Source organism: Sphingomonas crocodyli, assembly GCF_004005865.1.
In the GTDB taxonomy this organism is placed as follows: Bacteria; Pseudomonadota; Alphaproteobacteria; order Sphingomonadales; family Sphingomonadaceae; genus Rhizorhabdus; species Rhizorhabdus crocodyli.
This window is the reverse complement of the sequence record NZ_SACN01000001.1, coordinates 1,040,067-1,066,064: the sequence shown is the minus strand read 5'-3', so window position 1 is coordinate 1,066,064 and position 25,998 is coordinate 1,040,067. Positions and strand designations below refer to the sequence as shown.

Annotated in this window: 24 protein-coding genes; 17 read left to right on the top strand and 7 right to left on the bottom strand. The window is 66.7% G+C overall.

Going from position 1 to position 25,998, the window contains the following annotated elements:
* Positions 1-4 precede the first annotated feature (4 nt).
* The 5 genes from EOD43_RS04905 to EOD43_RS04885 all read left to right on the top strand — a co-directional run bounded on the left by EOD43_RS04905 (position 5) and on the right by EOD43_RS04885 (position 4,511).
* A complete protein-coding gene (locus EOD43_RS04905; RefSeq protein WP_127741620.1) occupies positions 5-1,555 on the top strand; it encodes a FadD3 family acyl-CoA ligase in 1,551 nt (516 codons plus the stop codon).
* Positions 1,552-2,328, top strand: coding sequence for an SDR family NAD(P)-dependent oxidoreductase (locus tag EOD43_RS04900; RefSeq protein ID WP_127741618.1), 777 nt, complete (start codon positions 1,552-1,554; stop codon positions 2,326-2,328). The genes EOD43_RS04905 and EOD43_RS04900 overlap by 4 nt, the downstream gene beginning before the upstream one ends.
* Positions 2,325-3,284: an SDR family NAD(P)-dependent oxidoreductase gene (locus EOD43_RS04895; protein ID WP_127741616.1), complete on the top strand. Its 960-nt coding sequence runs from the start codon at positions 2,325-2,327 to the stop codon at positions 3,282-3,284. Before EOD43_RS04900 ends, EOD43_RS04895 begins: the two co-directional genes overlap by 4 nt.
* Before the next feature lies 1 nt (position 3,285).
* Entirely contained in the window at positions 3,286-4,155 is an 870-nt protein-coding gene (locus EOD43_RS04890; protein ID WP_164857100.1) for an amidohydrolase family protein, read from the top strand.
* A gap of 104 nt (positions 4,156-4,259) precedes the next feature.
* A complete protein-coding gene (locus EOD43_RS04885) occupies positions 4,260-4,511 on the top strand; it encodes a hypothetical protein (RefSeq protein ID WP_127741612.1) in 252 nt (83 codons plus the stop codon).
* 108 nt (positions 4,512-4,619) lie between these two features.
* Here EOD43_RS04885 and EOD43_RS04880 read toward each other — a convergent pair whose 3' ends face one another.
* The 3 genes from EOD43_RS04880 to EOD43_RS04870 are packed head-to-tail and all read right to left on the bottom strand — an operon-like array spanning position 4,620 to position 7,929.
* Positions 4,620-5,495, bottom strand: coding sequence for a LysR family transcriptional regulator (locus EOD43_RS04880; RefSeq protein WP_276318197.1), 876 nt, complete (start codon positions 5,493-5,495; stop codon positions 4,620-4,622).
* An 8-nt stretch (positions 5,496-5,503) separates the two neighbouring features.
* A complete protein-coding gene (locus EOD43_RS23955) occupies positions 5,504-6,274 on the bottom strand; it encodes an enoyl-CoA hydratase/isomerase family protein (protein WP_127741608.1) in 771 nt (256 codons plus the stop codon).
* Positions 6,271-7,929, bottom strand: coding sequence for an FAD-binding protein (locus tag EOD43_RS04870; protein WP_127741606.1), 1,659 nt, complete (start codon positions 7,927-7,929; stop codon positions 6,271-6,273). Before EOD43_RS04870 ends, EOD43_RS23955 begins: the two co-directional genes overlap by 4 nt.
* Before the next feature lie 227 nt (positions 7,930-8,156).
* Between EOD43_RS04870 and EOD43_RS04865 the strand changes: the two genes are divergently transcribed.
* Positions 8,157-9,134: an AraC family transcriptional regulator gene (locus EOD43_RS04865; protein WP_240653223.1), complete on the top strand. Its 978-nt coding sequence runs from the start codon at positions 8,157-8,159 to the stop codon at positions 9,132-9,134.
* Positions 9,135-9,208: 74 nt separating this feature from the next.
* Entirely contained in the window at positions 9,209-10,318 is a 1,110-nt protein-coding gene (locus EOD43_RS04860; RefSeq protein WP_127741602.1) for a heavy metal-binding domain-containing protein, read from the top strand.
* Positions 10,319-10,379: 61 nt separating this feature from the next.
* On the opposite strand, the gene EOD43_RS04855 is transcribed toward EOD43_RS04860, so the two are convergent.
* Complete coding sequence (locus tag EOD43_RS04855; protein WP_127741600.1) at positions 10,380-11,567, bottom strand: amidohydrolase family protein; 1,188 nt, start codon at positions 11,565-11,567, stop codon at positions 10,380-10,382.
* Positions 11,568-11,751: 184 nt separating this feature from the next.
* Here EOD43_RS04855 and EOD43_RS04850 point away from each other — a divergent pair, with 184 nt between their 5' ends.
* Complete coding sequence (locus EOD43_RS04850) at positions 11,752-13,833, top strand: acyl-CoA dehydrogenase family protein (RefSeq protein ID WP_164857098.1); 2,082 nt, start codon at positions 11,752-11,754, stop codon at positions 13,831-13,833.
* 123 nt (positions 13,834-13,956) lie between these two features.
* Here EOD43_RS04850 and EOD43_RS04845 read toward each other — a convergent pair whose 3' ends face one another.
* Positions 13,957-14,769, bottom strand: a complete 813-nt coding sequence (locus EOD43_RS04845; RefSeq protein ID WP_127741596.1) for an IclR family transcriptional regulator — start codon at positions 14,767-14,769, stop codon at positions 13,957-13,959.
* Positions 14,770-15,039: 270 nt separating this feature from the next.
* On the opposite strand from EOD43_RS04845, the gene EOD43_RS04840 reads away from it, so the two are divergent.
* The 8 genes from EOD43_RS04840 to EOD43_RS04810 all read left to right on the top strand — a co-directional run bounded on the left by EOD43_RS04840 (position 15,040) and on the right by EOD43_RS04810 (position 22,681).
* The gene (locus EOD43_RS04840; RefSeq protein WP_127741594.1) at positions 15,040-15,852 is read left to right on the top strand and encodes an enoyl-CoA hydratase; all 813 of its coding nucleotides are present in this window, start codon (positions 15,040-15,042) and stop codon (positions 15,850-15,852) included.
* The gene (locus tag EOD43_RS04835; RefSeq protein ID WP_127741592.1) at positions 15,849-16,673 is read left to right on the top strand and encodes an enoyl-CoA hydratase-related protein; all 825 of its coding nucleotides are present in this window, start codon (positions 15,849-15,851) and stop codon (positions 16,671-16,673) included. The genes EOD43_RS04840 and EOD43_RS04835 overlap by 4 nt, the downstream gene beginning before the upstream one ends.
* 261 nt (positions 16,674-16,934) lie before the next feature.
* Positions 16,935-17,738, top strand: a complete 804-nt coding sequence (locus tag EOD43_RS23550; RefSeq protein ID WP_164857097.1) for a hypothetical protein — start codon at positions 16,935-16,937, stop codon at positions 17,736-17,738.
* Complete coding sequence (locus EOD43_RS23545; protein WP_164857096.1) at positions 17,735-18,523, top strand: SDR family oxidoreductase; 789 nt, start codon at positions 17,735-17,737, stop codon at positions 18,521-18,523. The genes EOD43_RS23550 and EOD43_RS23545 overlap by 4 nt, the downstream gene beginning before the upstream one ends.
* Entirely contained in the window at positions 18,523-18,951 is a 429-nt protein-coding gene (locus EOD43_RS04825) for a PaaI family thioesterase (protein WP_127741588.1), read from the top strand. Before EOD43_RS23545 ends, EOD43_RS04825 begins: the two co-directional genes overlap by 1 nt.
* The gene (locus EOD43_RS04820) at positions 18,948-20,258 is read left to right on the top strand and encodes a spinster family MFS transporter (protein WP_127741586.1); all 1,311 of its coding nucleotides are present in this window, start codon (positions 18,948-18,950) and stop codon (positions 20,256-20,258) included. The genes EOD43_RS04825 and EOD43_RS04820 overlap by 4 nt, the downstream gene beginning before the upstream one ends.
* Before the next feature lie 105 nt (positions 20,259-20,363).
* Complete coding sequence (locus tag EOD43_RS04815) at positions 20,364-21,848, top strand: class I adenylate-forming enzyme family protein (protein ID WP_127741584.1); 1,485 nt, start codon at positions 20,364-20,366, stop codon at positions 21,846-21,848.
* Positions 21,849-21,877: 29 nt separating this feature from the next.
* Positions 21,878-22,681 (top strand): SDR family NAD(P)-dependent oxidoreductase, encoded by an 804-nt coding sequence (locus tag EOD43_RS04810; protein ID WP_127741582.1) that lies wholly within the window; start codon positions 21,878-21,880, stop codon positions 22,679-22,681.
* Between the two features lie 83 nt (positions 22,682-22,764).
* Here EOD43_RS04810 and EOD43_RS04805 read toward each other — a convergent pair whose 3' ends face one another.
* Together EOD43_RS04805 and EOD43_RS04800 are read right to left on the bottom strand one after the other, a co-directional pair.
* Entirely contained in the window at positions 22,765-23,856 is a 1,092-nt protein-coding gene (locus EOD43_RS04805) for a Zn-dependent alcohol dehydrogenase (protein WP_127741580.1), read from the bottom strand.
* A 90-nt stretch (positions 23,857-23,946) separates the two neighbouring features.
* Positions 23,947-24,588 carry a GntR family transcriptional regulator gene (locus EOD43_RS04800; RefSeq protein WP_127741578.1) on the bottom strand — a complete coding sequence of 214 codons (642 nt, stop codon included), beginning with the start codon at positions 24,586-24,588 and terminating at the stop codon, positions 23,947-23,949.
* Positions 24,589-24,707: 119 nt separating this feature from the next.
* Between EOD43_RS04800 and EOD43_RS04795 the strand changes: the two genes are divergently transcribed.
* Positions 24,708-25,988: a cytochrome P450 gene (locus EOD43_RS04795; RefSeq protein WP_127741576.1), complete on the top strand. Its 1,281-nt coding sequence runs from the start codon at positions 24,708-24,710 to the stop codon at positions 25,986-25,988.
* Positions 25,989-25,998 lie beyond the last annotated feature (10 nt).

Sequence of the window (25,998 nt, the reverse complement as noted above, 5' to 3'; positions counted from 1 at the left end):
CCTTATGGACTGCCCCACCATCCCCCATGTCGCGTTGGACAGCGCGAAAACCTATGGGGACAAGATCGCGATATCGACCCCGGGCGGCGAGGCGATCGGCTATGCCGAGCTTGCCCGGCGCATGGAGGCCGCCGCCCGCGCCTTCATCGCGGCGGGCGTCAAGCGCGGCGATCGGGTCGCGATCTGGGCGCCCAATCTTGACCGCTGGATCGTCGCGACGCTCGGTCTGCAGGCGGCGGGCGCGGCGGTGGTGCCGCTCAACACCCGCTATAAGGGGCGCGAGGCCGCCTATATCCTGAAGAAAAGCCGCGCGCGCATCCTGCTGACGGTCGGCAATTTCCTGGGCAACGATTATCCGACGATGATCGCGGGGGAGGACGTGCCCTGCCTCGAACGGATCATCCTGCTCGACGACGATGAAGCTTCGAACGGCTGGGCCGCCTTCCTGAAGGAGGGCGAGGCGGTGAGCCGCGACGCCTATGAAGCGCGCCTCGGCAGCCTCGATGGCGAGGATGTCTGCGACATTCTCTTCACCTCCGGCACCACCGGCAATCCCAAGGGCGTCGTCACCACCCACGGCCAGAATATCCGCTGCTACGACATCTATTCGCGTGGCCTCGGCCTCACGAGCGCGGATCGGCTGCTGTCGATCAACCCCTTCTTCCACAGCTTCGGCTACAAGGCCGGCTGGCTCTGCGCGATCCTGCGCGGGGCGACATTGTTCCCGGTGCTCAGCTTCGATCCGGCCAAGGCGGTCGACATGCTAGAGGAGCATAAGATCAGCTGGCTTCCCGGCCCGCCGACCATCTTCACCTCTTTGCTCGACAGCCCACGCGAAGGGCGCGATCTCGCCTCGCTGCGCCTCGCCGTCACCGGCGCCACGATCGTGCCAACCGTGCTGATCCAGCGCATTCTCGACGATCTCGGCTTCGAGCGGGTCGTGACGGCCTATGGCCTGAGCGAAACCTGCGGCACCGTTTCGATGTGCGAGCCCGACGACGATATCGAGACGATCGCCACCACATCGGGCCGCGCGATCCCCGACATGGAGGTGCGCACCGTCGGCGTCGACGGCCGTGACGTGGCGGCGGGCGAGCCCGGCGAAATCTGGGTGCGCGGGCCGAACGTGATGCGCGGCTATCTCGACGATCCGGTCGCGACGGCGGAGGCGATCGTCGAGGGCGGCTGGCTGCGCACCGGCGACATCGGCGTGATGCGCGCCGACGGCTGCATCAGCATCACCGATCGCGCGAAGGACATGTTCATCTGCGGCGGCTTCAACGTCTATCCGGCCGAGATCGAGCAAATATTGATCCAGCATCCGGAGGTTGCCGAAGTCTCCGTGGTCGGAGCGCCCGACGATCGGCTGGGCGAGGTGGGGCACGCTTATATCGTCTCGCGCCCCGGCGCGGCGAAGGATGCCAAGGCGCTGATCGGCTGGTCGCGCGACAATATGGCCAATTACAAGGTGCCGCGCGCGATCAGCTTCGTCGAAGCCCTGCCGCGCAATGCATCGGGCAAGGTCGAAAAGTTCAAGTTGAGGGATGCAGGATGACCGGACGACGTGATTTCCCCGAAGGTGCGGTTCTGGTGTTCGGGGGCAGCGGCGGGATCGGCAGCGTGATTGCGCGCAGCTTCGGGGAGGCGGGCGCCAACGTCGCCGTCACCTATCGCAGCAACGCCGCCCGCGCCGACGAGGTGGTGAAGGAGATCGAAGGGCTGGGCGTTGAGGCCGCCGCCTTCGCCGCCGACGTCACCGATCGCGCGCAGATCGAAAAGGCGGTGGCCGATACGGTCGCGCGCTTCGGGCGGCTCCACAGCGTCGTCTTCGTCGCGGGCGCGCTGCCGGTGCAGGACTATATCACCCAATATTCGGACGAGGCCTGGCACGAGGCGATCGATATCGAGGTCCACGGCTTCTACAATGTCGTCCGCGCCGCGACCCCGGCGCTCAAAGCGGGCGGCGGCGGTTCGTTCGTCCATCTGGGATCGGCGGGCGATATCGCCTGGGCGAACCGCGACGGCCTCTCGGTCGTCCCCAAGGCCGCGAACGAGGCGCTGGTAAAGGGCGTCGCGAAGGAGGAAGGCCGCTTCAACATCCGCGCCAACTCGGTCCTGATCGGCGTGATCGAGGCGGGCATGTTCCTGAAGTTCAAGGAGCAGGGCGTGTTCGACGACGCCTGGATCAAGGCGACCTATGCGCGACAGGGGCTGAAGCGCCTCGGCAAGCCCGAGGAGGTGGCCGATGCGGTCGTCTTCCTCGCCTCCAATCGCGCCAGCTACGTTACCGGGCAGCAGATCGCGGTCGCGGGCGGATACGGGATTTGAGCGAGCCGTTGCGCTTCGACGGGCGCGTCGTCCTGATCACCGGCGGGGCGCGCGGCATGGGGCGGGCGCATGCCGACCTGCTCGCGTCGCGCGGGGCGAGCGTGCTGATCTCCGACGTCGGGATCGACCTCTACGGCAATGGCGGGGACGACAGCATCGTCGCCGAAGCCGTCGCCGCGATCAAAGCGCAGGGCGGCACCGTCGAAGGCCACAGCGCCGATCTGATGCAGGAGGAAGGCGCACGCGACGCGGTGCGCCGCGCGATCGACCAGTTCGGGCGGATCGACGCGCTGGTCCACAATGCGGGCTTCACGCTCGGTTCGATGCCGTTCGAGGGCGAGAGCCTCGACCGGCTCGACAAGCAACTCGGCGTCAACGTCCGCGCCGGCTATGCGCTGGTGCAGGAGGCGTGGCCGCATTTCCAGAAACAGGGCGGCGGCAGCGTGATCCTGACCGGATCGACCGCGATGTACGGCCTGCCGCGCAGCACGCCTTATTCCGCCGCGAAGGCCGGCTATCTCGGCCTCGCCCGCGCGCTGGCGGGGGAAGGCGCGCCCCAAGCGATCCGCGTCAACGCCATAGCCCCCGCGGGCGCGACCCGCATGTCGGACAATATGCCCGCCTCCGCCTTCCGCGACTGGTTCACCGCGACGATGCGGCCCGAACTCGTCTCGCCTCTGGTGGCGTGGCTGGCGCATCCCGATTGCACGATCAGCGGCGAGACCTTCGTGGTCGGCGGCGGGCGCGTGGCGCGGACTTTGTTTTCGGAGACCGAGGGCTATGTGAACCCCGCGATGACGATCGAAAGCCTGCGCGACAATCAGGACGCGGTGATGAGCGCCGATCGCCAGCGCCCGATCCCGACCTTCCAGAGCTCGATGGATATCGCGATGGAGTTGTTCGGCTTCGATCCGGGCGGCGATGCGATCGGCTTTTCGGGCAAGGCCGGCTCCTAAGGTGTTCGACATCGTCGACACGCAGGTCCACCTCAACCGGCTGGGCGACGACTGGATCGGCGCCGACCCGGACGCGCTGATCGCGCGCGGCATCGCGGCGATGGACGCGGCGGGCGTCACCGTGGCGCTGATCGACGAGCGTGCCGCGCCGCATATCCTGAACGATCCCGATCCCAACGCCACCACCCTGCCCAGCGGCGCGCAGCTTCTCGCGCACCCCTTCGCCGATCGCGCGGTGGCGGCGCATCCCGATCGCTTCGCGATCATCGCCCGCATCGACTGGCGCGATCCCGCGATCGCGGACCGGATCGCCGAGCTTCGTGGCAGCAAAGGCGTCGTCGCCACCCAGATCGCCCCCACCCTGCGCGACGCAGATTGGGCCGCGTTCGAAAGCGGCGGCTTCGATCCCTATTTCGCCGCCGCCGAGCGCGCCGGACTGCCCCTATTCGCCTTCGTCTCGGGCCGGATCGACGCGGTCGTCCCCTATGTGCGCCGCTTTCCGGGCCTGACCTTCATCCTCGACCATTGGGGCTTCCCGATGCCGCACGAGGATGCACCGCGTGGGGAAGCGCACCTCGCCCGCGTTCTGGCGCTCGCCGAACATCCCAACCTCCACATCAAATGGTGCAAGGGCCCGCAATTCGTCGCCCCCGGCCCCTATCCGCACGTCGAAATGCACGAACCGATGCGCCGCATGATCGACGCCTTCGGCCCCGACCGCATCGTCTGGGCCAGCGACATCACCCAGGCGCGCGGCCAGTTCAGCTGGGCCGAAACCATCCACCAGATCCGCGACTGTCCGGTGTTGAGCGATGCGGAGAAGGCGGCGGTTCTGGGCTGCAATGCGCGGCGGCTGTTGGGGTTGAGTTAGACACGCCATCCACCGTCACCCCGGGTCAAGCCCGGCGTGACGATCAAAAGAGAGACGGTGGCGAACGAGTTGCGAACTTCCACGCTGCCCGCCATGATCCAAATATGTTGAGGCGCTATCAGCTAGCAGAATGGTATTGGATCGCCGTTGCGACATGGGGCGTAGTATTCTTTTCGCTGACCGCGATCATAAGCTTTGGCGCGTGGATCAATCCGCTTCCATTATTGTGGCTACTTTTAACGGGATGGCCCGAACATGACTGGTTTGCGGCGGTGCTTCGTCCTCTTCGCGTCATTGCCCCAGCGCCGTTAGTGCTGCTGCCATTCGCGATCAAAGCTCGCTCGATTGATGGCTGACCTACTCTCCTCGTCATTGCGAGCGTAGCGAAGCAATCCATCTCCCGCGCTGGAGATGGATTGCCGCGTCGCCTTCGGCTCCTCGCAATGACGAGGTGGAGGGCGGACCTAAGCCCCCCACTCCTCCAGAAAATCGCGAAACAACCCCAGTGTCCGTGATGGCACCGCCGGCCACGCCAGCCGGAGCGTCGAGCGGATATCAAGGTCAGCGATCGGGCGCAGCACCACGCCCGGCGGCTCGCGGCCGGCATTGGAGGCGCGGACCACTGCGATGCCCAGCCCGGCCGACACCGCGTTGAGCGCGGCCTCCGCGCTCAATATCTCGACCGCGACATGGGGTTCGACGCCCGCCGCGCGCCAGGCGCGGTCGAGGTCGGCGTGGAGCGCGGGGGAGGATTCGCCCGAGGGCCAGATCAGATCCTCGCCCGCCAGATCGGCGATGCGCGGGGCGGCCGTCCCGGTGAGCGCATGCCCCTCCGGCAGCGCGATGACGAAGGGATCGTCCTGCCGGATCTCGCGGCTGTGCGCATAGGCCGGATCATCCTGCGCGATGTAGAGGATCGCGGCGTCGAGTTGCCCACTGCGCAGCGCCGCGAGTTGCGCGGCCGATCCCATCAGACTCATCGTCACGCCGATCTCCGGATGCGCCGCGCGGAACGCGCGCAATGCGCCGGTGAGGCTGGCGGATCGCAACGCCTGTTCGTTCGCGCCGATCGTCAGCAGTTCACGCGCGCCCGTCCGCCGCAGATCGCGCACCGACGCTTCGAACCCGTCGAGCAGGCGCCGCGCCTCGGCCGCAAAGGCGCGCCCCTCGGCTGTCAGCGACACCCGGCCCTTGGCGCGTTCGAACAGCAGCACGCCCAGGTTCGCCTCCAGATCCTGGATGCGTTTGGTGAGCGCGGGCTGGCTGATGTGGAGGCGAGCGGCCGCGCGCTGGAAATTCTCCTCCTCCGCCGCGATCGCGAAGAAGGGGAGATGGCGGATCAGCGCGCTTACCAGCCGGTGCCTCCCATGATCGCCGCCCCTTCCAGCAGCAGGCCGTGCCCCAGATCGTTGAGCATACGCCGTTTGAGATCGAGCGTCAGCGCAACGCGCGAATAACGCAGCATCTGCGTCGGCTTCTTCGCCAACAGCCGCGCCAGTTCCCATGCGCGGGGCAACAGGTCAGCACGCGGCACCACCTCCGCGACGAAATTGAGCCGCTTCGCCTCCGCCGCGTCGATCACCTCGCCGGTCAGCAGAAAGTAGCGCGCCCGGTTCGGCCCGAGCAGCATCGGCCAGATCACATGCACCCCGTCCGCCGGCACCACGCCGCCCGGCGCATGCGCATGATCGGCGAAGGTCGCCCCCTCCGCCGCCACCACGATGTCGGACAGCAGCAGCAGTTCGGCGTGGATATGCGCCGCGCCATTGACTGCACCGATCACCGGCACTTCGATATCGAGCAGGTTGGTGAGGAGATCCTTGCCCTCCTTGTAGATGCGATCGAGGAAGGCCGCGTCCCACGGCTCCGGATTTTCGAAATCGGCCGGATCGAAACTGTCGAGGAAGACGTCGCCCGTCCCCGTCAGGATAACGACGCGGTTCTCGCGATCACGCCCGACCGCGTGGAAGGCGTCGCCCAGTTGCTCGTGGATGCCGCCCTTGCTGAAGCCCCACAAAGCGGTGCCGCCATTGCGGTGGATCGCCATTTCCAGAATCCCGTCCTCGCGGCGGAAGCGGATGTCGGGGAAGCGATCCTGATAGTCGGCCAGCTGGGTCATGCGGCGCCCTCCATATCGTTGGCGCCCGCGGCGTGGAGCGCGGCGCGATAGCCGTAGATCATCGACGCGCCGATGCTCGCCCCCGCGCCCGGATAGCTATGCCCGAACACCGAAGCGGTCGAATTGCCCGTCGCATAGAGACCGGGGATCGCCGAACCATCGGCACGCAGCACGCGGCCATTTTCATCGGTCATCAGCCCGCCCGACGTGCCGACGTCGCCCGGCACGATCCGCACCGCGCGGAACGGTCCCTTCTCGATCCGGCCGACATTGGGATTGGGCTTGAGCTTGTAATCGCCCTGCCAGCGATCATAGGCGCTGCCGCCGCGCCCAAAATCTTCGTCCACCCCGCTGTCGGCAAAGCCGTTGAAGCGATCGACCGTCGCGCGCAGCGCCTTCGGATCCAGCCCGCATTGGGTCGCCAGCGCCTCGATGCTCTCCGCCTCGATCATATAGCCGCTGTCGATCCATTCCTTGGGCGGCTTGCCGTTCACGTTGGACCAGCGCCATTTGTCCATCAACTGCCGATCCATGATCAGCCAGGCGGGAACCGCGGGCACCACCTTGTTGCGTTCGTACATCGCGATGCCGATCGCCATATAGCTGGTCGATTCATTGACGAAGCGCTGCGCGGTCGCATCGACCATGATGCAATGCGGCTTGGTCATGTCGAACGGATGCATGCCCAGCGCCCCACCCGGCATTTCGGACGCGGGCACCCACCAGCTTTCCTCCATCAGCGCCGTCGCCGCGCCCAGCCCGATCGCGGCCTCGATCACCTCGCCGGTATCGCCCGGATTGGCGTGGCTCCACGATCCGTTGTTGGGCTGGCGCTGCTCGGCGCTGCGCAGCTTGGCATTGTGCGAGAAGCCGCCCGCGTTGATGAGGACGCCGCGCGTCGCCTTCACCCGCTTGCGCACGCCCTCTATCGTCACTTCCAGCCCCGTCACGCGGCCATCCTCGACGATCCAGCGGTCGATCACGGTGCCGAGCCAGATCGGCACGCCCTCGCGCAGCCCGATCTCGAGCAGCCGCCCCTGGATCGCGCTCCCCGCCCCCACCAGATCGGCGCCCAGCGCGTTGCGGATCATGCGCGACCCCACGCGCAGCATCATCGCGATGCTCGCCAGCGTGCGCCCGTTCTGCCCGGCATGCCCCGCCTCGTGCATCATCATCGGCGGGAAAACGGTGCGGCGCAGCTTGTTGCGCCACGCGCCCAGCTTGCGCAGGTCGAAGATCGGCGCGACCAGCGAACGGCTGCGCGGATTGCCTTCGGGCTTCTGCCCCTCATGATAGTCCGAATATCCTTCGGCATGGACCCACTCCATGCCCTTGGCGATCAGCTTGTCCATCAGGACCGGGCCGGTGGACAGATAGGCGTCGCGCCGCGCCTCCGACGATGCGGGGCCGACATCGCCGACACAGGCGTCGAAATAAATGCGTGCCGATCGCGGATCGTCGACCACGCCCGCCGCCTTCGCGACCGAACTGTTGGGGATCCACACGACCCCGCCCGACATGGAGGTCGATCCGCCGAAAAACTCGGTCTTTTCGATCACCAGCGGCCTCAGCCCGCGTTCCTTGATCGCAATCGCCGCCGGGATCGCCGCCGCGCCGCTGCCGACGATGACGAAGTCGAACGCCTGTTCCTCCACATCCCTCTCCGCTTTTTCGCTTGTTTCCGGGCAGCGTAGGTCAGGCGATCGGACATGCAAGTGTGCGGGCGCGCATTCCGGATGTGCGTGTAGTCGTCACGCGGGACGAGACACCAAATGCCCCCGCAAGGGCCGTTTGCGGGGCATGTCGTTGCCCTATGGTGCACGGTGGCCGATTTGGCCTATCATCGCCGCATGTTCGAACAGCCGAGGCGGTAAGGGTGGACATGTTGGCCGGATCGGCCCAGCCACCGATCAATCTTTCGCGGATATTGCGCGACGTCATTTCGATCGGTGCGCAATGGGTGCGCGTGCGCGTCGGCCAGACGGGCGGTTTCAGCCTGCCGGCATCGGACGACTTGACCGTCTATTTCGTCATCTGGGGCACGTTGCAGATCAGCGTCGCCAATGGCGAGCCGACCGAGGTCGGCGCCGGCGGCTGCGTGCTGCTGCCGCAGGGGAGCGCGCATGTCGCGCGGATCGGCAGCGGCCCGATCGAGGCGATGCGCTGCTTCGACGAGATCGAGGATAATGATATTCCTCCCGCGATCGACGTCGGCAAGCCCGGCGATCTTCCGGCGGCCGTCATCCTGGTTGGCCGGCTGCGGATCGATTGGCCCGCCAGCATCCCGCCGCTGCGCATGTTGCCGGGGGTGATGCTGGGCACCCGCGCCTATCGCACCGATCCGGCCGCCGCCGCCAATGCCTCACGCGCGCTGCACCACACGTCGCGCGAACAGGGCGCCTCGATCTCGCTGACGCGCTATGCCGAACTGCTGCTGGTGCGCGAACTGCGCAATTTCTTCATCGCGCATCCGGGGCTGCTCAATCCGGGCGACGCCGATGCCGCCTCGGTCGCGCAGGCGATGGAGGCGGTGCGATCCGATCCCGGCCGCCCCTGGTCGGTCGAACGGCTGGCGCGCCATGTCGGCATGTCGCGATCGGGCTTCGCGGCGAAGTTCCGCGCGATCCGGGGCGAAACCCCGATGGATTCGGTCGCGCGGCTGCGGATGGACCTTGCCGCGCGCCTGCTGGGCGAAGGGCGGATGAAGGCGAAGGAAATCGCCGCGCGAGTCGGCTATTCGTCCGACGCCGCCTTCGTGCGCAGCTTCACCCGCCATTTCGGCCTGTCGCCGACCAACTACCGCAAGAAGCTGCGCGCCGACGCGAGCGTTGCTGAGGCCGACTGGGTCGAACCGGGCTGATCTCGCCCAGCACGTTGCATCCGATTTCACGCCCCGCCCCGTAACCCCTCATCAGGCAATGAGGGTGGGTAGGAATGACGATCGAAAGAGACGCCAGCGTTCATGAAGGATGCCGGTGCAGCCGGCGCCGGTTCATCGGGCAATTTGCGGCCGGCATCGTCGGCCTGTCGCTCGCTTCATGCGCGATGGGCGCGCCGGCGGAGGGCAAGGTCTTCGACGCGCCCGGCCATTGCTCGGCCTGCGGCATGACCCTGATCCCGCAACCGGCATCGCCCCCCTTCGAACCCGCGACGATCGGCGAAGGCAAGGGCATGTTCCTCGCCGCGGGCGGCAAGGGGCGCGAGGCGAAGCGGATCGAGGTTCATTATCACCGGCCCGCCCGCTTCGGTCCGGACTCGCCGATCCTGATCGCCATCCCCGGCGCCGGCCGCAACGCCGCCGATTATCGCAACGCCTGGCACGACGTGGCGGAGCGCAAGGGCGTGCTCGTCGCCGCGCTTGGCTATCCGGAGGCCAGCTATGATTTCGCGGCCTATCAGATGGGCGGCGTCATCAGGAATCTGCGCATCGCCAATCTGCGCCCCGGCCCCGATGGCCGCCCGCCCACGGTCGTCTATCTGAAGGATGAGGATATCGGCTTCGATCCCAATCCCGATCCCACCCAGTGGATCTTCCCAGATTTCGACCGGATCTTCGGCCTGCTGCGCACCGCGACCGGATCGCGCCAGACCGGCTACGACCTGTTCGGCCATTCCGCCGGCGGGCAGATCCTGCACCGGCTCGCGCTGTTCCGCCCGCAATCGGCGGCGCGGCGGATCGTGGCGGCCAATGCCGGTCTCTACACGATCCCGGACCTCGCCTTGCCCCAGCCGATCGGGCTGCAGGGAAGCGGCGCGACACCCGATATGCTGAAGGCGGGCCTCGCCGCGCCGCTGACCCTGCTGCTGGGTGAGGCCGACAATGACGGGGAGTCGGGCGGCATCCAGCTCCATACCCCGACGATCGATCGCTACGGCATCGATCGCCTCTCACGCGGCCGCACCTTCTTCGCGGCGGGCGAGAGGCAGGCCAAGGCAATGGGCGTGCGTCTGGGCTGGCAGCTGCGCACCGTGCCCAATGTCGGACACGAATATCGCGGGATGAGCGCCGCGGCCGCACAGTTGCTCTACGGCCAACCCGCCTGACACGAAAAAGGCCGGGACGTGATGGTCACGCCCCGGCCCGTTTCCTTCGATCCGGCGTCGCTTAGTCGCGCTTGCCTTCGAGCAGACCCTTGAGGTTGCTGCTCATGATCTGTTCGACCTGGCCCATGTTCAGCCCCTCGAGTTCGTCAAGGAAGTCGAGCGGGGTGGCCGTGCCTTCAGGGTGCGGCCAGTCGCTGCCGAACAGGATGCGCTTCGTATCGACATGCTTGGCCAGCTCGAGGAAATTGTCCTCGGCGAACGGCGCGATGAAGATATGTTCGTGGAACGCCTCGACCGGGTGGCGCTTGAACTTCTGCGGCATCTTGCTGTGGACGTAGTTGAGCGTCTGCAGCAGCGAAGGCACCCAGGTCGCGCCATTTTCGACGCTGACGACGCGGACGTCCTTGAAGCGATCGAACACGCCGTCGCAGATGATCGCGGCCAGCGTATCCGAAATCGCGCGGTCGATCGTGCGCAGGCATTCGACCAGCGGGCTCGGTTCGAACGGCAGCCATTCGCCACCGCCGGTCCACATCTCGATCAGCTTGTTATAGTCGGTGTCGGCCGCGTGGATCGACACGAAGATCTTCGCCTCGTTGATCCGCGCCCAGAAGGGATCGAACTCCGGCAGGCCCATCGACCGCGAACCGCGATAGCCCGGCACCGGGGACGGGCGGATGCACACGGTGCGCGCGCCCTGCTTCAGGATCCAGTCCAGCTCGGCGGTGGCGCGGTTCATGTCGGCCAGCGAGATGATCGGCACGCCGAACATGCGGTTGTCGCGCGCGAAGCCCCATTCCTCGCTGGTCCACAGGTTCAGCGAGTGGAGCGCGTCGTGCAGCAAATCGTGGTTGTACGACATGCGGTTCTCGATCGCCGAGAACAACGTCGGGAAGAACATCGCCGCGTGCACGCCCTGCTCGTCGAGGACGCTCATGCGATCCTTGCCGTAGCGGAAGCTGTCCGGCGGCGAGATCGGCTTGCCGCCCATTTCGCGGATCGTCTTACCTTCGGGGTTCTTGCCCTTATAGTAATCGAGGTGCGAACCCGGCGCGGCCACGCGCTCGAAGGTCGGGTTGGGCATGTATTGCGAGATCTGCCCGCCGATGGCGAGCTTCTTGCGGCCCTTGATCTCCACGAACTGCAGCTCGCCATGCCACTTGGACGGCAGGTTGCGGAGGATCGCGTCCTCCGGCTCGTAAAAGTGATTGTCCGCGTCATAGACGGGGAAGGGAAGCATACGATTCATCGGTTCTCTCCGTGAGGCCCCTGGGCGCGCAAAAAGCGCAACGTCACCCGTTCGCCCTATTATGCTCGGGCACCCGCCATCCACGTTTCGACGCCCGGTTCCACAAGCACGGAACTGCCCGGCCTGCCGTTTGACAGCGGGCGGCGCGGGCGGGGAAAGCCCGATCGATTTTCCAGGATATAGCATGAATCTCGATCTGACCGAACAGCAGACCATGATGCGCGAAACCGCGCGCCGCTTCTTTGAAGACGAAGCGGGGCCGGCGCATGTCCGCGCGATCGAACCGGCACGGTTTTCCGCCAAATTGTGGCGCGCCGCCGCCGATCTCGGCTTTCTGGGCGTGCGCGTGCCCGAGGCGAAGGGCGGTCTCGACGCCGGCCTGCTCGATGCGGCCCTGCTGTGCGAGGAGGCCGGACGCCAGCTTTCGCCGATTCCGATCGAGGATGGCATCGCCGCCGCCCGCCTGCTCGCGGCCATCGGCGCCGATGCGCTGCTGGAGGGGATGGACAAGGCGCCCGTCCTGCTCGGCGCGCATGAAGCGGGCGGCGACGATGCCGTCCTGCTGCGCCGTGACGGCGATCGCATCGTCGCGGGGGAGACGGTGCTGGCCGAGGGGGCCGAGGCCGTCCGCGCCTTCGAAGCCGCGACGATCGAGCGCGGGCTGCTGCGCGCCAGCTGGCTGATCGGTGCGGGGGTCCGCTCGCTCGAACTCGCGTCGGATTATGCGCGCGAACGATCGCAATTCGGCCGCCCGATCGGATCGTTTCAGGCGATCGCGCATCCGCTCGCCAACTCGGCCACCGATCTGGAGGCCGCACGCCTGCTGCTGTGGCGCGCCATCTGGTCGATCGCCCAGAAGACCGACGATGCCGCCGCCCTGCCCGCAATGCTGACATGGTGGACGGCGACCGCCGCGCGCACCGCCGTCCGCCGCGCGCTGCGCACCTTCGGCGGTTACGGCCTCAGCCTCGAATATGACATCAGCCTCTATTTCGCGGCGATCCAGCATCGCGCGCTGATCGGCGGCGATCCCGAACTGCAACTGGCCGAAGCGGGCGATCGCCTGTGGGCCGGCGTCACCCCCGCCCTCCCCGATGCGGGCGATCCGGGGATCGACTTCGGCTTCGGCGCGAAGGCCGAGGCGCTGGCCGCGCGCGTCCGCGCCTTCTTCGACGCGGAAATGACGCCCGAACTGCGCGCCAAGGCGCATCACGGCACCGACGGCCACGATCCCGATTTCCACAAGAAACTGGGCGCCGCCGGGCTGCTCTTCCCCGACTGGCCGAAGGAGTTCGGCGGCGAGGATGCGGGCGGGCTGGAGATCACCGCACTCGGCCGCGCGTTCGAGGAATATCGCTGGGGCCGCATCCCCGTCGGCATCACCAATATGGGCGCGTACATGACGATGAAGTTCGGTTCGCCCGAACTGAAGGCCGAAGTGCTGCCGCGCCTGCGCAGCGGCGAGGCTTTGTCGTGTCTGGGCTTCACCGAACCGGAATCGGGTTCGGACATGTATGCCGCCCGCACCCGCGCCGATCGCGACGGGGATGACTGGATCATCAACGGGCAGAAGATGTTCACCACCGGCGCGCATCTGGCCGATTATGTCCTGATGCTTGCGCGCACCGATCCGCAGCAGACCAAGCATCGCGGGCTGACGATCTTCCTCGTGCCGATGACGCTGCCCGGCGTCGATATCCAGCCGGTCCACACGATGCAGGACGAACGCACCAACATCACCTTCTACGACAATGTCCGCATCCCCGACCGCTATCGGCTGGGCGAGGTCGACGGCGGGCTGCAGGTGATGGCGGCGGCCATGTCGATCGAACATGGCGGTGAGGGCTATCACGTCTTCCACTACAGCCTGATCGACGCGGCGCTGAACTGGGCGAAGACGCCGGGCGCGGACGGCGCGAAGCCGATCGACGACCGCGTGACCCGCGCCCGCCTCGCCAAGTCCGCGACGCGTCTGGCGCTCGCCGACGTGATGAGCCGCCGCGCGACCTGGGCGGGCGAAAATGGCAAGGCGACCCGCTGGACCGGGCCGATGGCGAAGATGTTCTCGACCGAAATCTTCGTCGAGGACGGCGCCGACCTCGTCGCCCTCACCGCCCCCGCCTCGCTCCTCCACGCCACCCCCGCGCTCGCGGAGATCGAGGAGAAGCAACGCCAGGCGATCGGCCAGACGATCTACGGCGGCACCAGCGAAGTCCACCGCGGGATCATCGCCGAACAGGCGCTGGGATTGCCGCGGGCGAGCTGACACCGCCACAGAACAACGTCACCCCGGGCTTGACCCGGGGTCCCGCTTCTTTTGCCTTCTTCGGCTAAAAGCGGGACCCCGGATCAAGTCCGGGGTGACGAATTAGGTTAGATCAGATCAGGGTCAGGCCCGCCCGCCGATCACCGCCTGCACGGTCGACACCATCTTCGCCTTGTCCCGTTCATTATCGAACAGGTGCTGGCCGAGAATGCCGATCGCGAAGGGCGTCACCGCATTGGGCACGCGCAGCGGGCAGGCGATCGAGTCGACCTGCACTGTGTCGTTGCGCTGGCACAAGGCGAAGCCCCGCGCGCGGATGCGGCTGACGCGGTCGATCAGTTCCTTCATCAGCGACGGCGCACGCGGGCCGATGCCGATCTCGCGTGAACGATCGGCGAGTTCGATGATCTCGCCATTGCTGTGCCACGCGAGCAGAGCGCCCGAAAAGTTGGTCGCCGGGCGCCAGCCGTCGTCGCCGTAGCAGATCAGCTCGCGTTCGAAATCGAGCGGCTGGGTATGCCCCTGCCAGTCGCCGCGCACTTCGGCGACGCTTTCGATCCAGCAATCGTTCTGCGTGGTCAGGCACACCGTGGCGCCCGTCTCGTCGCGCAGCTTGGTCATCAGGCTGCGCAGCCGATCGCCGCCGAAAAAGCCCTGCTCGATCGCATTGGCGGTGCCGACGATCTTGTAGGACGGCGCATAACGCTTGGTCGTGCGGTTGAAGCAGAGATAGCCGCGCTTGGCGAGCGTGCGCAGGATTTCGTCGGCGCTGCTGTTGGGGATCCCCAAAGCCTCGCTGACGTCCACGGTGCGCGCGGGCGCTGTGTTGGCGGAGAAATATTCGATCACATCAAGCGCGCGGAGCGCCGATTTCACGCTGGCACGGTCGCCTGCACCCAACGGGCGCTGGGCGGTGATGGCGGTGCATTCACCCATGTCCCTCTCCCACATCCTAAAGGCGGGCGACTCTTTGGTGCCTCACCTCGCTCCAATATGATCCGCGCCAGATCGGTCGTCAAACCGAGTCGGCGCGAGCCCGGCAACTATATGGCGCGATAATCCGCGCTTTTTCCGCCCCCGTTTGGGGGTAGGATCGACAGCGAAAATAGCGGCCGGGATTCCGAAGGGCCGGAATCGACGGCGCGGGCCGTGCGGGCGTCCGCCGGGCATGGCTATCAGGCGGCCACGGAGTTGGAGGGCAGGATCATGGAAGACGTCATTCTTTACGAAGTCGCAGACAAGGTCGCGACGATCACCCTCAATCGCCCCGAACAGCGCAACGCGCAGGATCAGCCCTTCCTCGAACTGCTCGACTCGCTGTGGACGAAGGCGGCCGAGGACAAGGAGGTGAAGGTCATCGTCCTGCGCGCCAACGGCCCGCATTTCTCCGCTGGGCACGATCTGTCGCAGAGCGAGGCGAACGCCAAGAGCTATGCCGAGATCAGCGGCGATTTCCGCAAGACCGGCCTGCTCAACCTGCACAATTGGGAGGCGAAGCATTATCTGGGCTTCTCGCGCAAATGGCGGGATGTGCCCAAGCCATCGATCGCCGCCGTGCAGGGCGCGTGCATTGCGGGCGGCCTGATGCTCGCCTGGCCGTGCGACCTGATCGTCGCCGCCGATAACGCCAAGTTCAGCGATCCGGTGGTCCGCATGGGGATCGGCGGGGTCGAATATCACGCCCACACCTGGGAACTGGGCGCGCGCAAGGCGAAGGAGATGCTGTTCACCGCAGGCGCGATCGACGCCGCGACCGCCGAGAAGCTGGGCATGGTCAACCGCGTCGTTGCCGCCGATCAGCTGTGGGCCGAAGTCGATAAGCTCGCGCAGCAAATCGCCAAGATGCCGCCCCACGCGCTCGCAATGGCCAAGCGCGCCGTCAACGTCACCACCGACATCATGGGGCAGCAATCGGCGCTCCAGGCGTGCTTCGACATCCACCAGCTCGGCCATGCCAGCGCGCTCGTCCAGAACGACTATATGGTCCTGATGGGCCTTGAGGAGCTGAAGAAGGCATGAGCGAGACGCCGCTTCTCCACACGCTCGACAAGGGCGTGCTGACGCTCACGCTCAACCGGCCCGACCGGCTGAATGCAATGACCAGCCAGATGATCGATGGCCTGCGCGAGCAGCTCGAACGCGCGAACCTCGACGCGGCGATCCGCGCGGTCGTCATCACCGGCGCAGGGCGCGGCTTCTGCGCGGGGCATGATCTCAGCGGCGTCGACGCCGCCGCGTGGGAATTGCGCGCGTCGGACGATGCGCCCGACGCGCCGATCCGGCTCGACATGCTCGCCGCCAAGCTGATCCGCGACGCCGAAATCTTCGCGCTGATCCGCGGCATGGGGAAGCCGGTGATCGCATCGCTGCGCGGCCCGGTCGTCGGCAGCGGGCTGATCCTTGCGGCTGCCTGTGATCTGCGGATCGTGTCGAACACGGTGATGTTCCGGGGCGGCTTCGTCTCGGCCGGGCGCTGCGGCGATCCGGGGGGCAGCTACCTGATCACCAAGATCGTCGGCCCCGCCGCCGCCCGCGCGCTCTATTTGCTCGACGAGAAGATCGACGCCCAGACCGCGCTCACGATGAACCTCGCGACCCGCGTGGTCGACGATGCCGAACTCGACGCCCACGTCGCCGACCTCGCCGCCAAGATGGCCGCCGGCCCGACGATGGCTTTTGCGGGCATCAAGCGGAACCTGATCACCGCCGAGACGGCCAGCTACACCGATCTGATCGCGAACGAAGCCGTCACTAACGTCGCCGCCAGCATGTCCCACGACGGCAAGGAAGCAGCGGCCGCCTTCATGGAGCGCCGGGCACCGGTGTTTCTGGGGCGCTAAGCCCCACGTCCCCTAACCGTCACCCCGGACTTGATCCGGGGTCCAGCTTCTTCTTTCTTCCTCGACGACGGACAAGGCAGCTGGACCCCGGATCAAGTCCGGGGTGACGTCAGATTGTTGGTTCGCACTCTTCCTGTTCGTAACGGCGCTTACTGACGCCCCTTCGGGTTCCGTATCGCCGGAAGCCCTCGCACCGCGCATTTCGGCCGATCCGCGGGATCGCTACCCAGCGGTATAAATTGCCAAAATGGGAGCGGGACGATGGGTGCAAGTGAAGATCGTTACAGCCGGGCGGATCTGCCGCGCGCGGATCGGCCGATCCGGGTGGGGTCGCTGCTCTATACCATCGTGAACCCGCGCGCCGGCTACGAAGTCGCCTATAACCGCTGGTACGAGCGCGACCATTTCTACAGCGGCTGCATGATCGGCGAATATCAGTTCGCGGGCGGGCGTTACGTTGCGACCAAGGATTGCAAGGCGCTGCGCTACGGCGGCGGCCAGCCGGGCGATATCGATCCCACCAAGGGCAGCTATATCGCGATCTACTGGGTGCTCGACGAGCATCATGACGACTGGAACACCTGGGCGACCAAGCAGGTCAATTATCTGCACGCCAACGGCCGCATGTTCCTGGAGCGCGATCACGTCCACACCGGCCTCTATCGCTATGCGGGCGAGTTCAATGCGCCGGGCAGCACGATGCCGCTCGAACTCGCGCTCGACCGCCATTATGCGGGCATCGCGACGCTCAAGCTCGAACTGGCCGAGGACGTGACCGTCGACAAGGTCCGCGAATTCCTCGCCGCCAATCCGTGCCCCGGCGACGTCGCGCTGATGGCCGATCCGCTGCCGCTGCTGGGCGACAGCCCCAAGGACGTGCCGGTCGGTTCGAACGAGCATGTCGTCCTCGTCTATTTCTCGATCGAGGATCCGCGCGAAGTGTGGGCGGAGCGTTATGCGCCGCTGGGCAAGGCGTTCGCCGATGCCGGCCTCGGCCGCGTCAGCTTCGCGTCGCCCTTCCTGTCCACCATTCCGGGCACCGATACCTATACGGATCAGCTGTGAAGGTCGGCCCTCTGCTCGACGGCAAAGTCGTCGTCATCAGCGGCGTCGGCCCCGGCATGGGGCAGCAGCTGGCGAAACTGTGCGCCGAGCAGGGGGCGAAGCTCGTCCTCGGCGCGCGATCGGCCGAGTTCCTGAACAAGGTCCTGGCTGAGGTTCAGGCGCTGGGGGCCGAGGCGATCGCGGTCCCCACCGACGTCGCCGACGTCGCGGCGTGCAAGGCGCTGATCCAGGCGGCGGTCGATCGCTTCGGCGGCATCGATGGTCTGGTCAACAGCGCCTATCGCCACGAAGTCGGCCTCTTCGCCGAGTCCGATCTGCAGGCGTGGCGCAAGGCGTTCGACGTCACCTTCTGGGGTGCGCTCGAACTCATCCAGGCCGCGATCCCTCACCTCGAAAAGTCGAAGGGCGCGGTCGTCAACGTCTCGACGCTCAGCACCCGCATCCCGACCGTGGGTCTGGGCGGCTATGGCATCCCCAAGGCCGCGCTCGACATGGCGACCCGCCAGCTAGCGACCGAGCTGGGCGGGCGCGGCATCCGCCTGAACGGCACGCTCATGGGCTGGATGGATGGCGAACCGATGCGCCACGGCTTCGACGATCGCGCCAAGGCCCGCGGCAAGACGCCCGAGCAGTGGAATGCCGAGCTGAACGCGATGATCCCGATCGGCCGGATGCCGACCGATGAGGAATGCGCGCGATCGGTGGTCTTCTGCCTGTCCGAATGGGCCGCCCCGGTCACCGGCGCGCTGCTGATGGTCAATGGCGGCCAATATACCAATCCGTAATGCCGCCTCATGAAGTCACGATAGACCAAGGCGAATGGGCCGGATGGTCGAGCGGCCGGGGGGATCCCTTCGCCGACGGCACCGGCCCCTTCTACCACCGCGTCGCCGATGACGGCGCGATCACCTGCGCGATGCGGGTCGAGCCGCGCCATCTGAACGGCGGCGGCGCCTTTCACGGCGGGGCGATGATGACCTTCGCCGATTATTGCCTCTTCGCCTTCGCCGGCGCGCTCGGCGATCCCCACACCGTCACCGTCTCTTTGCGCGGTGACTATCTCGGCTCGGTCCCCGACGACGCGGTGCTGACCGCCAAAGGGGAGTTGACGCGGCGAACGCGCAGCATGAGCTTCCTGCGGGGACTCGTGACCGTGGACGGCCAATCGGTTTTCGCCTTCGACGGCATATTGAAGCGCGCTGGAGGCGCATGATGCACGGAATCGCCAAAGCCCCGATGAGCACCAAGCGCGCGGGCTTCATGCTCGGCCTGATGACGCTGATCTACGTCCTCAACTATATCGACCGGCAGATCATCACGATCCTGCAGGAACCGATCAAGCATGAGTTCGGGCTGGCCGACTGGCAGCTGGGCGTGCTGACGGGCGCTGCGATCAGCCTGTTCTACACCGCCGCCAGCCTGCCGATCGCGCGCTGGATCGATCGCGGGGTGAACCGCGTGAAGCTGATCGCATCGATCACCGCCCTGTGGAGCCTGCTGACGGCGCTGTGCGGGCTGAGCCAGAGCTTCGTCCAGTTCGTGATCGGCCGCATGGGCGTGGGCGTTGCGGAGGCCGGCTTTGCTCCCGCCTCGCACTCGCTGCTGTCGGACATGTTCCCCGAACGCCGTCGCCCCTTCGCGATGGCAGTGCTCGCGCTCGGCATCCCGCTGGGTATCATGCTGGGCCTGTCGGTCGGCGGCACCGTCGCGCAATGGTATAACTGGCGCGTCGCCTTGTTCATCGTCGGCCTGCCGGGCCTGTTCGTCGCGTTGATCTACTATCTCGTCGCGCGCGAGCCCGAACGCGGCGCCAGCGAACATCATCCGATCGCGACGGCGGACGGCCCCGAAGGGCTGATCGCCGCGATGAAGATCCTCGTCCGCCGCCCGGCCTATGTGCAGGTGCTGCTGGCGACGGGCACGTCGGCGCTGGTCAGCACCGGCATGCTCGCCTGGACGCCGTCCTTCCTGATCCGCGCGCACGGCCTGACCCTGCAGGAGGCGGGCATCGGTCTCGGCATCGTCACTGGCATTGCGGGCCTGCTCGGCACCTCGCTGGGCGGGTGGCAGGCGACCAAGTTCGGCGCGAAGGGCATGTATGCGATGCTGCCGATCCCGATCGTGGCGCTGGGCCTCACCATCCCCACCTTCATCATCACCCTGTTCATCGCCGACGGCACGACCGCCCTCTGGGTCTCGATCATCCCGATTTCGATGACCTATGTGTGGAGCGCGCCGTCGATCGCGTTGGTCCAGAACCTCGCCCCCGTCCGCATCCGCGCGACGGCGAGCGCGATCTACATGATCATCGCCAACGTCGTCGGCATGGCCGCCGGCCCGATGTTCACCGGCATCCTCAGCGACATCCTGTCGAAGCGGCTGGGCAGCGAGGCCGAAGGGCTGCGCTGGGCGATGACGATCACCGCCGCTTTGATGGTGTGGGCGATGGTCCACTGGACGCTGGCGATGCGCAAGCTGCGCGCGGCGCAGGATCGCGGCGAGCTGGTCGTCGCCGCATGACCTTCCGTCAGCGTGGAACCCATCTGGGGGTTGCTTGCCCTCGGCTGCACAGGCGACGAAGGGCACCCATATGGTGCGACATGACAGCGGGCTGGCGAGACTGAGATGACCGAGCAATTTATCGAGAATATCCGCAACGTCCTCGCGACGCGCGCCGATGGCCGCGGCATCGAATATCGCGGCATCTGGTCCAGCTGGGGCGAGGTCGGCGCCTTCGGCGACAAGATCGAGGCCGCGCTGGAGGCTGCCGGCGCATCGCGCAAGGGCCGCATCGCCTTCATCATCCACAACCGCGCCGCCCATGCCGCGGCGCTCACCGGCCTGCTCGCGCACCGCCGCGCGGCCAGCTTCATCTATCCGATCGCCGCCCCCGTGCAGATGGCCGAGACGCTGCGCGATCTGCGCCCCGTCGCGATCATCGCCGATGTCGACGATTGGGCGAAGGTGAGCGACGTCGCCGCCGAAATCGGCGCGGCCGGCATCATCCTCGACGGGATCGACAAGGCCCCCCGCCTCGAAGGCAAATCGGACGTCCCCGCCGACATCCTCGACGCGGCCCTGAGCTTCGAGGACGCCGCCGTCGAAGTGCTGTCGAGCGGCACGACCGGCGCGCCCAAGCGCATCCCGATGCCCGCGCGCATCCTCGATCGCGCCGCGCTCAGCGCGCCGGGTGCGGAGACCGAGGGCGAGCAGCCGGTCCAGATCAGCGTGTGGCCGCTCTCGGGCGTCGGCGGCCTCTGCCTGTTCGCTGGCAGCGCGGCGACCGGAACCCCGCTGGTCCTGCTCGATCGCTTCAGCGTCCCCGAATTCGTCGACGCGGTGAAGCGGCACCAGCCGCCCAGCCTCGGCCTCTCGCCCACCGCGGTCACCATGCTGCTGAACGGTGAGTTCGATCCCAAGGATCTTTCGAGCGTGAAGGGCATCTTCGGCGGCTCCGCGCATCTCGATCCCGATATTCAGGATCAGTTCGAGGCGAAGTTCGGCATCCCGATCTACTGGGCGATGGGCGCGACCGAATTCTGCGGCACGATCATCCGCTGGACCCCCGCGATGCGCGCCGAGGTCGGCAATTCGAAGCGCGGCAGCATCGGCACCGCGATGCCGGGGATCGAGCTGCGCGTCGCCGATGTCGATACCGGCGCGATCCTGCCCACCGGCGAGACGGGCGTGATGGAGGTCTTCTGCCCGCAGATCCGCCCCGATTGGGTGCGCACCACCGATCTCGTCGCGATCGATCCCGACGGCTACGTCTTCCACAAGGGGCGCAGCGACGGCGCGATCACGCGCGGCGGCTTCAAGATCCTGCCTGAAAAGATCATCGAGGTGCTGCGTTCGCACCCCGCCATCGCCGATGCGTCGGTCGTCGGCCTGCCCGATGCGCGGCTGGGCGCGGTGCCGGTCGCGGCGGTCGAGCTGAAGAACGGCCAGACGACCACGCCGGCCGAGCTTTCGGACTATGTCCGCAACGCGCTGGCGCCCACTTACGTGCCCACGCAGATCCGCATCGTCGATGCGCTGCCGCGCACCCCGTCGCTCAAGCCCAGCCTGCGCGACGTGCGTGCGCTGTTCGAGGACGCGGCGGCCGCCTGACATTCGAAGACACCACAAGGAGGGGTATCATGGCCGCAGCGATTTTCGGTCTCGAAGGCAAGAAGGCGATCGTCGTCGGCGGTGGCCGCGGCATGGGCGAAAGCAGCGCAAACTTCCTGGCCGAAGCCGGCTGCGACGTCGCGGTGCTCGACGTCGATGAAGGCCGCGCCCAGCACGGCGCCGATGAAGTCACCAAGCGCGGCCGCAAGGGCATTCCGATCGTCGCCGACATGCTCGACGCCGCATCGGCCCGCGACGCGATCAAGCGTGCGGAGGAGGCTCTGGGTGGCCTCGACGTCCTCGTCACCATCGTCGGCCAGGCGATCTTCAAGCCTTTGTTCGACCTCACCGACGAAGAGTGGGACTTCGATCAGAACCGCAATCTGCGCTACGCCTATGTCACCGCGACCACGGCGGCGAAGTCGATGATCGATCGCGGCGTCGACGGCCGGATCGTCTGCATCGCATCGATGGACGGGATCATGGGTTCGCCCTTCCACGCCGCTTATGGCGCGGCGAAGGCGGGTCTGATCAGCCTGGTCAAGTCGATGGCCGACGAATGGGGCCGCCAGGGCATCCGCGTGAACACGGTCGTACCCGGATCGATCGCCACCCCGCGCCTGCCCGATAACGATTCGATGCGCGAAATCCTCGACAAGAGCCCGCTGCCGATCGGCCGTTCGGGCACCACCGACGAGATCGGCAAGGCCGTGCTGTTCCTCGCCTCGGACATGTCGAGCTACACGACGGGGTCTGCGGTGCTGGTCGACGGCGGCTGGAACGCCAGCAACATCTTCGACCCCCGCATCGTCGCGGTGAAGAAGACGCTCTGAGGCCTTGCCATAAACGCGTCACCCCGGACTTGATCCGGGGTGACGATAGTGGGGAGAGGGCCGCAGCCCCCTCCCCCTCAGTCTCAAAACACGAACACCCCGCGCGCGAGCTTGCCTTCCTCGAGATCGTGGAACGCCTGCTCATAGTCCTCGATCTTGTACCGCTTGGTCACGAGCTCATCGAGCATGAGCTGCCCCTTCGAATAGAGCGCGACCATGCGGGGAATGTCGCGGTTCGGCTGCGAACGGCCGTAGCGCGCGCCCATCACGCCCTTGTCGACCAGGCTCATCGGCATGATCGGGAATTCGATCGTCGCATCGGCCGCCGCCGTGCCGACGATGATGCAATTGCCGCCCCAGCCCAGAACCGCGATCGCATCGCGCAGCACATGCTTGTTGCCGACACATTCGAACGACCAGTCGACCCCGCTCGCGATCGGCGCGATCGGATCGGCGGTCATCTCGCGGATCTTCTCGACCACCCCGCCCTGCGACGCATCGATGAAGTCGGTCGCGCCGAATTCGCGCGCCATCTTCTCGCGCGACGGCAGCAGATCGACCGCGATGATCTTGGAAGCACCCGCCAGACGCAGGCCCTGGATCACGTTCAGCCCGACGCCACCGATCCCGAACACCACCGCCGTCTCGCCAGCACGGACATCGGCACGGTTGATCACCGATCCCACGCCGGTCAGCACGCCGCACGCGACCACGCAGGCGACGTCGAGCGGGATGTTCTTGTCGATCTTCACCGCCTGACCCTGCTTCACGATCGTATATTCGGCGAAGGTGGAGGTGGCCGCGAAATTGCCGACGGGCTTGCCCTCGACCGAGAAAGGCTCGGTGCGATTGCCTAGCGTGCGGCGGCAGCGGGTCGGGAAGCCCGAATTGCACTGCGCACAGCGGCCGCAATTGGCGAGTGTGTGGATGATGACATGATCGCCCGGCACCAGATCGACGACGCCGGTGCCGACCTTTTCGATAACGCCCGCGCCCTCATGGCCCAGCACCGAAGGCGACGGCCAGTTGATCGTGCCGTTCACGACGCTGACGTCGCTGTGGCACAGGCCGCTGGCGGCGATCTTGATCAGCACCTCGCCCTCGCCCGGCTCGCGCACCTCGACATCGTTGCGCAGCGCGACCTTGTTGGCGCCTTCGAAAACCAGTGCCTTCATGGAATCCTCCCTAAGATGCCCGATCGATAGGGCGCGCCTGCCAAGCCGCCCACGCCCGCCTCCCGGCTTCCGCGATGCCGGAAGCCGCGATCAGCTCTTATGGGTGGGGCTCATCTTGCGGATGTGCGCGCGGGCCAGCGCCTCGGCCTGATCGGCTTCACCTGCCAGCACGGCGGCGACGATCGCCTTCAGATCGTTGTTCATCTCGTCATGCAGGCGGGGCAGCAGCACCTGCACCTGCAGGACATGATATTGCAGCGAATTGAGGATGCGGCCGAGTTCGTCGTTCCGCGCCACCGCGACCAGCGCATGATGGACCGCACGACGCGCGCGCAGCAGATCGATCCCGGTTTCGGCCAGATCGATCCCGTCGGCCGCCTGGCGCAGCGATCGCCGCGCCGTCTCGTCGGTCGCGCGTTCGGCCGCCAGCCGCGCGGTGTGGCCGATCAGCAGCGATATCAGCTCGACCGCGTCGTTCGTTTGCTCGGGCGTCAGCTTGCGCACCGCCGCCCCGCGATTGGGAAACAGTTCGACGATATTCTCCGATGCCAGCCGGTGCAGCGCCTCGCGCACATGGCTGCGTCCCACGCCGAAGCGCAGACACAGATCGGCCTCGATAAGCCGCTGGCCGGGCACGAACTCGCCCGTCTCCAGCGCGTCCTTCACCCCCGCGACGACGCGCTGCGCCGCGAGTGCGCCGTCGATCCTGCTCTTGTTCGCCTGTCCGTCCACCGCCTCGTCCTAACCGCTCGCCGCCCATCGTAGAAGCCCACTTCAGATTGTCGACAATATTGTTGACCATCCTGTACAACGGGCATAGCTCTGCCCCCGAACGAGCGGGAGAGGACGCCATGATCGATGTCGAGGAAGAGGAACGGCTCTATCGCGAGCTGTTCGACGTTTCGAACGAAGCCAAGGAAATCGGCAACGAGATCCACGTCGATATCGTCCCGGCAATGAACGCGCTGCGCGATGCCGCGCCGGTGATGCCGGGGTCGCTCCAGCAATTGCTCCACCTCGAAGGGCATACGATCAACAATTGGGATGTGGAGCGCGACAGCTATACCCTGCTCTCCTTCGCCGCCTGCGATCGGGCGCTGCGCGAGAACCTGACCTTCTCGTCGGCCGGCTATCTGGAGACGCCGGGCGTGCGCAGCATGGGGCCGGTGATCCTGGCGATGACCGGCGACGAGCATCGCCGCACCCGCGCGGTCGCCCAGTCGATGTTCCTGAAGCCCCGCGCGATGAACTGGTGGGGGCCGAACTGGATCGACGAGATCGTCGAGCAACTGATGCAGCGGCTCGACGGGCGCGACACCGCCGAACTCAATATCGAGCTGTGCGCGCGCCTGCCCGTCAACGTCGTCACGCGCGGGATCGGGATGGAGGGGCGCATGGCGCTCGTCTTCCGCGATCACCTGCTCAAGGCCACCGGCGTCCGCAAGGTGACGCGCGAGGAGCAATATGCCTCGCATATCGAGGTCGGCCGGATGCTGGGCGATCTGATCACGCTGCGCCGCGCCGAACCGGGTGACGACGTCATCACCGGCCTGATCCACAATGATTTCAAGCTGGCCGACGGCGGCACCCGCAAGCTGAGCGATGAGGAGATTATCGGCTTCTGCCGCCTCGTCATCCTCGCGGGCGGGGGCACGACGTGGCGGCAATTGGGCATCACCCTCTACGCCTTGCTCAACGACTATCGCTTCTGGGAGGCATGCCGCGACGATCGCAGCCTGATCGAGGCGGCGATCGAGGAATCGGCGCGCTGGATGCCGACCGATCCGGTCTTCCCGCGCCTGATGACCGAGGATGCGGTGGTCGACGGCGTGCCCGTGCCCGCGGGCGTGCGGATCGACATGTGCCTGGGCTCCGCCAATCGCGATCCCAGTCGCTGGGACAATCCGGACGTCTATGACCTGTTCCGCGAGAAGAAATACCATCTCGGCTTCGGCCTCGGCCCCCATCAGTGCCTGGGCATGAACGTCGCCAAGCAGGAGATGATCGTCGCGCTCAACGCTTTGATGAACCGTTTCCCGAATATGCGGCTGGACCCGGCCGCGCCGCCGCCTAGGATCGTCGGCGGTCTGGAGCAAAGGGGCATGTCGGCCATCCCCGTCCTGCTCCACTGACCCGACGATA

Coding starts and splice junctions, on each gene's coding strand:
- EOD43_RS23550 (WP_164857097.1), top strand. CDS start 16,935: ATGGGTGCAAGTGAAGATCGTTACAGCCGGGCGGATCTGCCGCGCGCG.
- EOD43_RS04860 (WP_127741602.1), top strand. CDS start 9,209: ATGACGATCGAAAGAGACGCCAGCGTTCATGAAGGATGCCGGTGCAGC.
- EOD43_RS04820 (WP_127741586.1), top strand. CDS start 18,948: ATGATGCACGGAATCGCCAAAGCCCCGATGAGCACCAAGCGCGCGGGC.
- EOD43_RS04855 (WP_127741600.1), bottom strand. CDS start 11,567: ATGAATCGTATGCTTCCCTTCCCCGTCTATGACGCGGACAATCACTTT.
- EOD43_RS04810 (WP_127741582.1), top strand. CDS start 21,878: ATGGCCGCAGCGATTTTCGGTCTCGAAGGCAAGAAGGCGATCGTCGTC.
- EOD43_RS04840 (WP_127741594.1), top strand. CDS start 15,040: ATGGAAGACGTCATTCTTTACGAAGTCGCAGACAAGGTCGCGACGATC.
- EOD43_RS04835 (WP_127741592.1), top strand. CDS start 15,849: ATGAGCGAGACGCCGCTTCTCCACACGCTCGACAAGGGCGTGCTGACG.
- EOD43_RS04845 (WP_127741596.1), bottom strand. CDS start 14,769: ATGGGTGAATGCACCGCCATCACCGCCCAGCGCCCGTTGGGTGCAGGC.
- EOD43_RS04825 (WP_127741588.1), top strand. CDS start 18,523: ATGCCGCCTCATGAAGTCACGATAGACCAAGGCGAATGGGCCGGATGG.
- EOD43_RS04905 (WP_127741620.1), top strand. CDS start 5: ATGGACTGCCCCACCATCCCCCATGTCGCGTTGGACAGCGCGAAAACC.
- EOD43_RS04885 (WP_127741612.1), top strand. CDS start 4,260: ATGTTGAGGCGCTATCAGCTAGCAGAATGGTATTGGATCGCCGTTGCG.
- EOD43_RS04805 (WP_127741580.1), bottom strand. CDS start 23,856: ATGAAGGCACTGGTTTTCGAAGGCGCCAACAAGGTCGCGCTGCGCAAC.
- EOD43_RS04865 (WP_240653223.1), top strand. CDS start 8,157: ATGTTGGCCGGATCGGCCCAGCCACCGATCAATCTTTCGCGGATATTG.
- EOD43_RS04850 (WP_164857098.1), top strand. CDS start 11,752: ATGAATCTCGATCTGACCGAACAGCAGACCATGATGCGCGAAACCGCG.
- EOD43_RS04795 (WP_127741576.1), top strand. CDS start 24,708: ATGATCGATGTCGAGGAAGAGGAACGGCTCTATCGCGAGCTGTTCGAC.
- EOD43_RS04900 (WP_127741618.1), top strand. CDS start 1,552: ATGACCGGACGACGTGATTTCCCCGAAGGTGCGGTTCTGGTGTTCGGG.
- EOD43_RS23955 (WP_127741608.1), bottom strand. CDS start 6,274: ATGACCCAGCTGGCCGACTATCAGGATCGCTTCCCCGACATCCGCTTC.
- EOD43_RS04815 (WP_127741584.1), top strand. CDS start 20,364: ATGACCGAGCAATTTATCGAGAATATCCGCAACGTCCTCGCGACGCGC.